Source organism: Alkalibaculum bacchi, from assembly GCF_937875145.1.
Taxonomy (GTDB): domain Bacteria; phylum Bacillota; class Clostridia; order Eubacteriales; family Alkalibacteraceae; genus Alkalibaculum; species Alkalibaculum bacchi_A.
In genome coordinates this window covers 1-10,180 of the sequence record NZ_CALNCS010000260.1, presented here as the reverse complement: position 1 = coordinate 10,180, position 10,180 = coordinate 1, and the positions used below count along the sequence as shown (strand labels likewise).

General features: G+C 33.7%; 12 protein-coding genes and 1 pseudogene. 1 reads left to right on the top strand and 12 read right to left on the bottom strand.

Annotated elements, in window-relative coordinates; all coding sequences use genetic code 11:
• From Q7P22_RS14755 to Q7P22_RS14730, 6 genes and pseudogenes are all read right to left on the bottom strand, one after another.
• A pseudogene (locus Q7P22_RS14755) lies at nt 1-428 on the bottom strand ([FeFe] hydrogenase H-cluster radical SAM maturase HydE); the annotation flags it as partial.
• Between the two features lie 15 nt (nt 429-443).
• Entirely contained in the window at nt 444-695 is a 252-nt protein-coding gene (locus Q7P22_RS14750) for a TM1266 family iron-only hydrogenase system putative regulator (protein WP_303865139.1), read from the bottom strand.
• A 329-nt stretch (nt 696-1,024) separates the two neighbouring features.
• Nucleotides 1,025-1,654 (bottom strand): CoA pyrophosphatase, encoded by a 630-nt coding sequence (locus Q7P22_RS14745; protein WP_303865138.1) that lies wholly within the window; start codon nt 1,652-1,654, stop codon nt 1,025-1,027.
• Nucleotides 1,655-1,869: 215 nt separating this feature from the next.
• Complete coding sequence (locus Q7P22_RS14740; protein ID WP_303865137.1) at nt 1,870-2,790, bottom strand: aromatic acid exporter family protein; 921 nt, start codon at nt 2,788-2,790, stop codon at nt 1,870-1,872.
• A 19-nt stretch (nt 2,791-2,809) separates the two neighbouring features.
• The gene (locus tag Q7P22_RS14735; RefSeq protein WP_303865136.1) at nt 2,810-3,082 is read right to left on the bottom strand and encodes a barstar family protein; all 273 of its coding nucleotides are present in this window, start codon (nt 3,080-3,082) and stop codon (nt 2,810-2,812) included.
• Nucleotides 3,083-3,099: 17 nt separating this feature from the next.
• Complete coding sequence (locus Q7P22_RS14730) at nt 3,100-3,591, bottom strand: ribonuclease domain-containing protein (RefSeq protein WP_303865135.1); 492 nt, start codon at nt 3,589-3,591, stop codon at nt 3,100-3,102.
• 187 nt (nt 3,592-3,778) lie between these two features.
• Here Q7P22_RS14730 and Q7P22_RS14725 point away from each other — a divergent pair, with 187 nt between their 5' ends.
• Complete coding sequence (locus tag Q7P22_RS14725) at nt 3,779-4,687, top strand: metallophosphoesterase (RefSeq protein WP_303865134.1); 909 nt, start codon at nt 3,779-3,781, stop codon at nt 4,685-4,687.
• Nucleotides 4,688-4,751: 64 nt separating this feature from the next.
• On the opposite strand, the gene Q7P22_RS14720 is transcribed toward Q7P22_RS14725, so the two are convergent.
• The 6 genes from Q7P22_RS14720 to Q7P22_RS14695 form a co-directional block, all read right to left on the bottom strand.
• On the bottom strand, nt 4,752-5,027 hold the full coding sequence (locus Q7P22_RS14720) for a hypothetical protein (RefSeq protein ID WP_303865133.1): 276 nt from the start codon (nt 5,025-5,027) through the stop codon (nt 4,752-4,754).
• A 132-nt stretch (nt 5,028-5,159) separates the two neighbouring features.
• Entirely contained in the window at nt 5,160-5,915 is a 756-nt protein-coding gene (locus Q7P22_RS14715) for a sulfite exporter TauE/SafE family protein (RefSeq protein WP_303865132.1), read from the bottom strand.
• Nucleotides 5,916-6,043: 128 nt separating this feature from the next.
• Nucleotides 6,044-7,297 carry a nickel-dependent lactate racemase gene (gene larA, locus Q7P22_RS14710; RefSeq protein WP_303865131.1) on the bottom strand — a complete coding sequence of 418 codons (1,254 nt, stop codon included), beginning with the start codon at nt 7,295-7,297 and terminating at the stop codon, nt 6,044-6,046.
• A gap of 77 nt (nt 7,298-7,374) precedes the next feature.
• Entirely contained in the window at nt 7,375-8,634 is a 1,260-nt protein-coding gene (pgk, locus tag Q7P22_RS14705) for a phosphoglycerate kinase (RefSeq protein ID WP_303865130.1), read from the bottom strand.
• A complete protein-coding gene (locus tag Q7P22_RS14700; protein WP_303865129.1) occupies nt 8,619-9,647 on the bottom strand; it encodes a type II glyceraldehyde-3-phosphate dehydrogenase in 1,029 nt (342 codons plus the stop codon). The genes pgk and Q7P22_RS14700 overlap by 16 nt, the downstream gene beginning before the upstream one ends.
• Before the next feature lie 11 nt (nt 9,648-9,658).
• Nucleotides 9,659-10,180, bottom strand: a 522-nt coding sequence (locus Q7P22_RS14695; protein WP_303865128.1) for a malic enzyme-like NAD(P)-binding protein, incomplete at its 5' end; no start/stop codon positions are given.

The window sequence follows — 10,180 nt, the reverse complement described above, 5'->3', positions numbered from 1 at the left end:
TTTGTCAAGCACGATTGCAAAAATAGTAAAAAGCAATCTGGATGTTGTTCTTTTATAGATGAAACAATAGAGCAAATATCTTCATCGCAGTAGCTTAAATCTTCTCCACCTTGAAGGACAAAAGTGCGAAAGCCAAGAGCGTATCCAGTATCACAACAACTTAAAATTTCTTCTTTACTCAACCTATAACGAACAGATTCTCTATTGCTTGCTCGAATTCCACAATAATAGCAATCATTTCTACAGTAGTTTGTAAATTCAATTAAACCACGCCGATAGACCGTATTCCCGAAGTACTTTTGGGATACAGCTCGAGCTTTTTTAAATAAGTACTCACTTACCTCTGAGTTGTAATTATTTAATAGATAAGACAATTCCTCTTTAGGTAGTATTTGATTTTTTTCGAGTTGATCAATTAACTTGAACATATTTTCCTCCTAAGGTTAATATGATACTTTTGAATAAACAGTCTTGACGCTCACATGAGGGATCATTCCTAATTTGCCTGAAAGTGCACTGATCACATCACTTGGTGCATCAACAACTATACTGATAACGGAAATTTTACGCTTGTGATAAGGAATTCCCATCCTTCCAACGATATAATGCCCGTACTCGTGAAGGATTGTATTTAATTTTTCAGCAGAGTCTTTTTCTTCTACAATAATACCAATAAGTGCAATACGAGTTTCCATAGTATCTCCTTCTTCTATTATTTTAAATAAAAAACCCTGTACATAAGCGTACAGGGTTGAGAATACGAAAAAAACAAGGGATAATAAAGCCCTCTTAATATATCGTTTACCTTTCGCCTTCTCACTTGGGACGAACCCTCATGTAGTCAGTACGCAGTATTGTATTTAGTTTTCTATAAGGTTTGTAATAAGAATTTTATCTATATACTCACCAATTTATAATCATAGTATAACATATATAAAGGCCACTAACAAACAAATTGTTTAATTATCCACATTTTCAAATTTTTAAAACTTATTTATAAATGCACATTAGCCTCGTGCAAGAATTATAAACTCTTGGTGCTTCTAATCAATTCTTTTACGAAATTTCTCGTAATATTTGCTGTCAATCCCCATATAATATACTTTTTGTATTCATAAAAATAAACAGGATAGGTCATAATCCGATTTTGATACACTGGCCCGTTTTTAATTTTATGAAATGGAAAAGAATTATCTGCTGCTACCTTATAACACATATCATACACTTCTGGCTTATTGTCAAGAAAATACTGCAATGGAACAGTAAAAATTTCTTCTACTTCCTCTTTACTAAAATGAATGTTTTCTAGGGATATTTCACGTAATATCCCTAGAAAAGGGTAAATCATATCATTTGTATTATTCAATAAATAATCAAGTTGTCCTATAATCTCAATCTGTTCTTCACAAATCCCCATTTCTTCGTAAGTCTCTCGAATACACGCTTGTCTAGGTGTTTCACCATTTTCAATTTTCCCTCCTGGAAAGGAAATTTCACCAGGTTGCCTGCGAATGCGATTAGACCGCACTTGAAAGAGCAGATGTAGTTCATCTTTTATTTGTATAATTGGAACGAGTACAGAAAAATAATTTTTTATATTAAAGGGTTTACTCCCTCTATTTTCAAAAACATTTATGATTTCTTGAATATTCATATAATCTCCTTTAGATAGGCTCTCACTTTTACTTAATAATTTTCTTATTGTTATTATAATACATTAATAGCGTGGGATAAAGATAATTAAACAATTGTCTTTATGGTGAGTAATTTATCAGTTATGATAAGATTTTTTATGATAAAACATCATAAAAAATCTTTCTATTAAATTTAAAGAAAAAAAGAAAGGATCATATTAACCTCCTTTCTCTTTTAACTATTTATGAGTTCCATATTTTCTAGAATGATTCCTAAGTGGTAATTGTATATTGTATCTAAGGAGCTTAGGTTTTCATTGCATTCATATTTATGAACTGTAAAACCAGAGTCTTGTAGCTTTTTATAATTTAATTCATTTAATTTTCTCTCACAGACAATGGGAGCTATTACCTTGAGATGAGAATAGGTTTCTTTCATTATTTCTAGCATCGTAACAGTACCCTGTACTTTTTGTTGATTCACATGTTGAACCTTAATTTCCTTTAAATACTCTTTTAATTCATCTTTTAAATGATTTAGGTCATCACTTAATTCCCTTATAGAATGATCTACTGAATTGTAACAGTCCTCCTGATAGCAATTCAGTTTGATCATATCCTCTTTTATACATGGGCGAATATACTCTTCAATAATTTTATTAAATTCTTTATTAAGAGAGGTCAATTGTTTTTTAATGCTCTTTTCAAAATTATAAGGTGCAATCAAGTAGTTTATGACTAATCCAATGAGAATCCCTATAGAGGTATCAACAATACGATTTATACTGTACTCTACAGCTTCTAATCCTCCAATATTAAGCATAATAGAAATAAATACAACTCCAGCAATAGATATGGATTTATTCCAATGAAACACATTACAGATTGTGATAATGATCATCATTCCAAGAGCGCTTAAAAGAGCATCGCCAGGATGAATCAAGGCAAAGCCTAAACCTACAATGGCCCCTAAAATTGTTCCCATTACTCGATCTCTGCCAACTTTAAAAGAGCTTATAATAGAGATTTCCATTGACAGTATGGCTGCAATAACTGCAAAAAAAGAGTTTTCCCAGTGGAATATATGGTATACAATAATACAAATAAAAACAGCTAAGGAAGTCTTAAAGGTTCTCATTCCAATTTTATAATTCAATGATTTGTACTCCTTCTAATCATTCTTCCATTTCAAAAAATAAATTATCATTGTCTTCACTTGCTTCTAGAAATACTTTTAATAACCTATTGCCATATTGCTCAAGATTGTTTTTAAGAATTTCGGTATTCTTAAAAACAATGTGGATTGGCACATCATAAGTACTTAATATATCCCATAGGGCATCTAAATTTTTACCATAGTATTGGGCAAAATTTAGGCCCTTAGATATGTACACATGAGCTTCTTCCTTTGTATTCATTTTTTCTCCATCTAATAAAATTCTTTTCATCATATCACCTACACATTTTAATATAATTGAGTAAAGTTTTCATAGTGATCCTCTGTATAGTATATTAACCCATCATTTGAGTAAACTATTCGCTCAGCGCCTCTAAAACCACCACTATAGTTTACGTCACATTCAAACCACTTTCTTTGCTTTTGATCAGGTAATATGCCCTCATAATTACCAAAGCGATCTCCACCTATTACACCTTTGTCTGTTACCTCCCATAGATTGCCTTTAGAGCTCTCCCACCCAAGTTTTGAAGCCTCTGACTTCGTAATATAATTAGGTGGTAGCTTATCATAGGTATGAATATACAAAGCTACCTCGTCCACACTATAGTAAGCTTGATTCTCCTGAAACAATTCCTCTTGTACTTCATCTACTACTTGTTCATTTTGGGCAACTTCTCCATTATTTTGCTCATCTTCTACTAATATATCAAGGCTGCATCCAACCGCAATAAATAAAGTCATAAAAATGAGTAGGATTCCTAATAACTTTTTCTTCATTGTATTTACCTCCAATAGATCTTAATTAAACTATTATAACTCATTTATATCATGAATGAATTATTTGTTTGTAAGGTTAAATACTTTTTTCTATATGTTTAGTAGCTACCTTCTTTTCGCCCCCTGTTCTGAACTAAATTTTATTGAATATATTTTATATAAATCAACAGGATAGGATGGGATAGAGATGTATGGATTAAAGGAGGTATCAAAAGTTTATCATACCTCAAAAAAAGTAGATTTTGACGATGATTCAAGATTTGTCATTATGAGTGATATTCATAGAGGGGACGGTAGTTGGGCTGATGATTTTCATAGAAATCGAAATTTATTTTTTTTCGCTTTACTTTACTATTATGAACGCGAGTTTACATATATCGAAAACGGCGATGGAGACGAGCTATGGAAATTTAGAAGCTTAAAGGATATTACCAAAATACATAGCGATGTATTCTGGTTAATGTCTAAATACTATGAAGACGGAAGACTGTATTTTATATATGGCAATCACGATATGGTAAAAAACAAGAGAGATTATGTAACTAAAAATATGTATTATTATTGTAGAGAAAGGGATAAGAAAACCATTGAACTTTTTAAGAATATAGAATTACACGAAGGGTTAATTTTAAAGCATCGTGATAAAAACCATGAAATCTTCTTAACTCATGGTCATCAAGTAGATATTATGAGCAGTTCTCTATGGAAATTATCTCGCTTTTTAGTCCGTTATTTATGGAGACCTATTGATAATTTAGGTTTTAACGACCCTACAAGTACAGCAAAAAACTACACTAAAAAAGAAAGAGTTGAGATATCCTTGATCAAATGGGTTGAGGAAAATAAATGTATGTTAATAACAGGGCATACTCACAGACCAATGCTACCTGAAGTTGGTCAGCTTCCCTACATAAACGATGGAAGTTGTGTTCCCCCTAGATGCATAACTGCTATTGAAATCCTAAAAAGTGAAATTATGCTCGTAAAATGGTTCGTTAAATCAAGGCTTGATGGCACCTTGTACATAGGAAGAGAACTCTTAGCTGGGCCAAAGAAAATAGAGGATTACTATAAGGTATTTGAAGGCTCGTTTTAAAATCTCCTGTCCACTCTGGCAAGCAAGGTAAATCCTCAGCCGTAGCTTACTCAATTAGCCTTCGTTAACGCTTGGCTAATTGAGTAAGGGGGCCTTGGGGCCTACTAATGCTTCTCAAATAACTTCCTAAAGTTAAAGCCATCTCACCCTTTTGCCGTATTTTTTCTATTAATTGGGGGATGCATTCAAAATCATATGAAAAATAAACTTTATGTAATTCGTTCTTTGTAAGCAGTACTTTATCTAGAACAATTCCAGCAGATGAATCTAAAGCAGTCAAAATAACACATTCTTTACCCATACTAGTATGCTCTAACAGTTTTTCATGTAAATTTTTCACAATATCCCCCCTTTCATGTATCTCACTATCATTCTTACATACTATTACTAAAATTAATTTAATAAAAACAAGAGTAATTGCCAATCAAAACCACTCTTGTCTTATAAATTGCGAATTTTTATTACTCTATGCTCAAAAAAATAATTTTACAGAAACCACAGCCGTCATTCCTATAATTAAATATCGAAATACTTTATCATCTAGTTTTTTAACTATATATGCACCTATCACTCCACCTATAACGATAGCAGGTATGAGCACTGCTGTGAGAAACATGATCTGTAGATCTATATTCTTCCAGATAAATATTTGTAAAGGCAATTTGCTCACATTTACAATAAAAAAGAACCAGGCGGTAATTCCTAGGTAGTTATTTTTATCTACACTTTTTGCCAATAAGTATACGCTAAAAATTGGTCCAGCAGCATTTCCTATCATGGATGTAAATCCAGCTAAAATACCTGTAAAAGCATGGAACCATATGCCTTTAGGTACTTTTACTCCATCTTCCTTTATTTCGAAATAGATGAGTATAATTAGACAAAGCAAAACGGATATAGCGATAAGGGCTTTAAATTGAACGTCATCTATGTAACTTCCTACCGTTAGCCCTAAAATTAATCCTGCTCCAGTCCAAGGTAGTAATTTCAATATATCTTCTTTTTCTGCATGTCTCTTATAATAAACTAATGCCAAAATATCACCCACTATAAGCATAGGCAAGATGATTCCTGTAGACGCTTTACCACCAAAAATCGCAGCCAGTACTGGGATAACCATTGTCAGTAATCCAGTTAATCCTGTTTTAGAAATCCCTACTAAAAATGCTACAACAATAACCAATATCCACTGCGTGAATTCCAAATCTGGAAGGTTAAAAATATCCATTATTGTTCCCCCTTTTTCGTTTAACATTGCTCTAATCGTAAATCTTTTATCCAAGTTCGTATTTCATATGGCTATTATTTCTAATATATTAAACAGTAAAACAACAGCATAAAAACGCATTTGAATCATTAATTCTCAGAACGATAAGGCAGAATCGAACCACCATGAGGTATTAGGATTACTTTTGATTCCTTACCCTTGTATTCAATAGCTTTATTATAGGCACTTTGCAAATCATGGAATGGATCTAAAAATGTATTTCTTACAAAGGTTTCTTCAAGCTCTGAAACTAAAAAGACTTTTGATTTTTCTAAGACCATAGCGATAGCCGCTGCTTTATGTCCACCTAGTTCAAACTTTCTTTTTACCCGCTCTATTAAATCTTCTGGCTTTTTCGCTTCCATAATCCAATCTTCAAATACTTTTTCCCCTAATCCCTCCTTACAAGAAGCCACTAATATGATGATACCACCTTCTTTAACTGCGTGTTTCGCATTGTCCAAAGCTTTTTGAGCTTGATATAGATTTAAATCTTTAGGATATCCTCCAATAGAAGTAATGACAATATCGGCTTTTTCTTTTAAAGGTATTTTGTATAAATTATCAAGGAATTTACATCCTTCTCTATGGGCATCAATATAATGACCTGCTACTGCTTTGATGATTTCCTTATCTTCATTTAATACTACATTAAGAATAAAATCGATTGGCATATGCTCTATCGTCTCTTCAATATCCAGCCTTACTGGATTGGTGTTTAAGTTCCCAGCGTAAGCCTTTTCGTCGACCATCCTGCTGTGATTTGCTTGAATAGCACCTCTTGTAGATACCCCAGGCATAATAGCTTTAGCACCGCCACTATAACCAGCAAAATAGTGAAATTCGATATTTCCCAAACAAATACGCTTATCTGCTTCTGCAACAGGCCTAAAAATATCAATAGGCGTTTGATTTTTTGTATATCCAAAGTGAATATAATCTTTTGTATCACTGTCAATACAAAGATATCTGCTGTATATTTCTTCACCTACTAAGTACTTCTTTTCCTCTTTGGTGTGAAAACGATGGCTACCTAATGCAAATACTATTGTAATATCTTCATCCTTTATTTCAGCTTTTTCTAGTTCCTCAAGAATAAAAGGTAAAACAAGCTTACTAGGCATAGGACGCGTAATATCGCTGGTTACAATCGCCACCTTATCTCCTTTTTTTACAATATCTCTAATCTTTGTTGAACCTATTGGGTTTTCAAGGGCTCTTTTTACTTCTGCTTCTCCTACTAAATCTATATCTACTTTGTTGGCATGAAGCACTCCTAGCAAGTTCTTGTCGTCAATTTCTATAGGTAAATTTGTCTTTCCAAAGCCCACTTTGTATTCCATCATGAACCTCCTGTATAAATTTTATAGTATTTTTAGAAAAAGGAATGTAATCAACATTACATTCCTTTTTTCAGGATTTAATTCTTTTTTTCAAAGGCTTTTGTCATAGCTTCTATTAAAGGCATTTTTACTCCAGATAAAAAGCGCACCATGGCCCCGCCAGCTGTACAAACGTAATTGATCTTATCTAAATCAATGAATCGCCCAGCTGCACTTACTGTATCTCCTCCGCCAATAACACTATATCCATTTGTGGCTGCAATAGCCTTCCAAAGCTCTCTTGTACCCTTTTCGAAAAGCAGGTTTTCATAGACACCTGCAGGACCGTTATAAAATAAAGTTCCAGCATCTGCTATTATTTCTTTATAGCTTTCTAAAGTCTTACTTCCAATATCTAAGTAGCTTTCATTTACTGGTAAGTCTTCAATATTTATTTCTTCTCTATTACCATCTTTTTCATAGGCAATATCCAGAGGAACCAGTATCTTATCTCCATATTGTTCCAAGTACTTCTTGGCTGGTCCAATAAATTGCTCGAGACCTCGTTCTTTTATAAATTTGCTATTTCGCTCTCCAAGATTGTACCCCTTAGCCATAAGCATAATATTTCCTGTTACACCACATGTAAGGATTTTATCAGCAGAACCGCTCTTTAATACTTGCTCCATCATACCAAAGGCATCAGATATTTTTAATCCTCCTAATATAAACACATTAGGACGAGTAGGTGAATCCATAATCTTACTTATCTCATTTACTTCTTTTTCTAGAAGCAATCCCCCTGCTGTTGGCAAAATTTCTTGAAAAGCTACCATAGATGGAGCATTTCTATGTGCCGCTGCAAAGGCATCATTTACATAGTAATCTGCTAAAGGAGCTAGGCTTCTTACTAAATAAGTTTGAAGCATATCCTTCGGCTCAAGTTTTACTACCTCTTCAAAACTTGAAACTTCTTCTGTTAAGTACCTTAAGTTTCCAAGAAGTACTGCTTCTCCAGGTTTTAACGACTTAATAGCCTCTTGTGCCGCAGGCCCACATACATCATCAATGTATGGAATTTCTGGTCCTAATAGCATTGATAATTTTTGGGTATGTTCTTTAAGAGAAATTAGATTATGATAATCTAATGTATCCCCTTGATGAGCAAGTATGGCTACTTTTGCCTTACTACGTAGTAAATACTCAATAGTAGGGATACTTTTTTTAATTCTATTATCATTCATAATTTCTTTTGTTTTCGGATCTATAGGAGAGTTAATATCCACCCTTAAGATTACTGTTTTATCTTCGTAATTGAATTCTTTCATAGATTTGATTTTTGTTATTTTTCCATCCATTTTCCAAGCTCCAAATATTTATTTGTTTCTGCAACACCTTCTGCTCCATTTGCTTGCATTTCCATTGCTGCTCTAATTGCATCCATGTTTTCTGGAATAACGACGGCTTCTTGTGGAATGTTAATAGCAAACATAATATCTTTACCTGATTTTACGATAGAATCTTCAAAAACTGCGATTTCATACATGTCACCTCTTGGATTGCCAAGATCCCTAGCATATCTAAACAAAGATGCATTTCCTAAAAATCCTTCCGATTCTTTTACTACTCGAATTCTTGGATGTTTCCTAAACATTGCTACTAAATCCTCTTTTGAAATGTCTTTTTTTGGTGTTGCTACAACTGTAATAATATGTCCATGAGTTACTGGTGCCTGAACGAGTATTCCAGTAGCATCGATATGAGGCATAATTGTCATAAGGTCTACTGCTTGATGAGTTGGCGCATGATCAACTTTTAATGCATTTGTAAGACCTCTATGATAATCACCTGGATCAGCAACACGTCTAATGATAGTAATCGCTACTTTTTCAACGCCAACACTACGATCTAAGCAATCTACTGCACGAATGAGCCCGGTTGTATTACAGGAAGTAAGTTTTAAAAATTGTTGTCCCACACCCTTTTCGTAGTTTGCATATCCGTGGAAGAATACATTTGCAACATCGTTACTTTCTCCACCTTGGAAAATAGCCTTTTTATTATACTTTTCATAAAGAACTTTATTCTTTGCACCAATACCAGCAGGAGAGGAATCCAGCATGATGTCAACCTTTTGTATCAAATCTTCTAGTGACCCACTAATAGGTATTCCAGCTTCGTCAAATAGTTTTTGATTTTCTGGAAGGGAATTGTACAAATCATAAGGCATTCCTTTTTCCTTTAATGCCCGTACAGATAATGTAGGTGCTACATCGGCAACGCCTACTAATTCCATATCTTTTTGGCAAGCAACACCATCTGCTAATCTTTGGCCAATAACGCCATAACCTGCAACTCCAACTTTAATCATTTTCATGCCTCCTAATTGTTATTTTCTAAGATTTCTTTACTATGTTCATAAACCCACTCTGGAGTTATATCTGTCTTTTTTGCTACACCAGATTCAATAGCAGCTTTTGCAACAGCGGCTGCTACATTAGGTGCAACTCTTAAATCAAAGGCATGAGGAAGAATATAATCTTCATTTAATTCATCCTCATTTATGATATCTGCAATTGCTTTTGATGCTGCAATTTTCATCTCTTCATTAATCTCTGATGCTTGTACGTCTAATGCTCCTCTAAAAATTCCTGGAAAAGCTAACACATTGTTGATTTGGTTTGGAAAATCTGAGCGGCCTGTTCCGATAACTATTGCACCGCCTTTTTTTGCATCTTCAGGGAAGATTTCTGGCACTGGATTAGCTAATGCAAAAATCATACAGTCTCTATTCATTGTTTGAACCATTTCTGTTGTCACAGATTTTGGTGCAGAGACGCCAATAAAAACATCCCTACCAGCTATGACATCTACTATTTTCCCTTTTACATTATTGGGATTTGT

What these genes read in the sequence shown, in the direction of transcription:
- pgk (WP_303865130.1), bottom strand. Translation starts at nt 8,634, where the DNA reads ATGGATGGAAAAATAACAAAAATCAAATCTATGAAAGAATTCAATTAC.
- Q7P22_RS14735 (WP_303865136.1), bottom strand. Translation starts at nt 3,082, where the DNA reads ATGAAAAGAATTTTATTAGATGGAGAAAAAATGAATACAAAGGAAGAA.
- Q7P22_RS14750 (WP_303865139.1), bottom strand. Translation starts at nt 695, where the DNA reads ATGGAAACTCGTATTGCACTTATTGGTATTATTGTAGAAGAAAAAGAC.
- Q7P22_RS14715 (WP_303865132.1), bottom strand. Translation starts at nt 5,915, where the DNA reads ATGGATATTTTTAACCTTCCAGATTTGGAATTCACGCAGTGGATATTG.
- Q7P22_RS14725 (WP_303865134.1), top strand. Translation starts at nt 3,779, where the DNA reads ATGTATGGATTAAAGGAGGTATCAAAAGTTTATCATACCTCAAAAAAA.
- Q7P22_RS14730 (WP_303865135.1), bottom strand. Translation starts at nt 3,591, where the DNA reads ATGAAGAAAAAGTTATTAGGAATCCTACTCATTTTTATGACTTTATTT.
- larA (WP_303865131.1), bottom strand. Translation starts at nt 7,297, where the DNA reads ATGGAATACAAAGTGGGCTTTGGAAAGACAAATTTACCTATAGAAATT.
- Q7P22_RS14700 (WP_303865129.1), bottom strand. Translation starts at nt 9,647, where the DNA reads ATGATTAAAGTTGGAGTTGCAGGTTATGGCGTTATTGGCCAAAGATTA.
- Q7P22_RS14745 (WP_303865138.1), bottom strand. Translation starts at nt 1,654, where the DNA reads ATGAATATTCAAGAAATCATAAATGTTTTTGAAAATAGAGGGAGTAAA.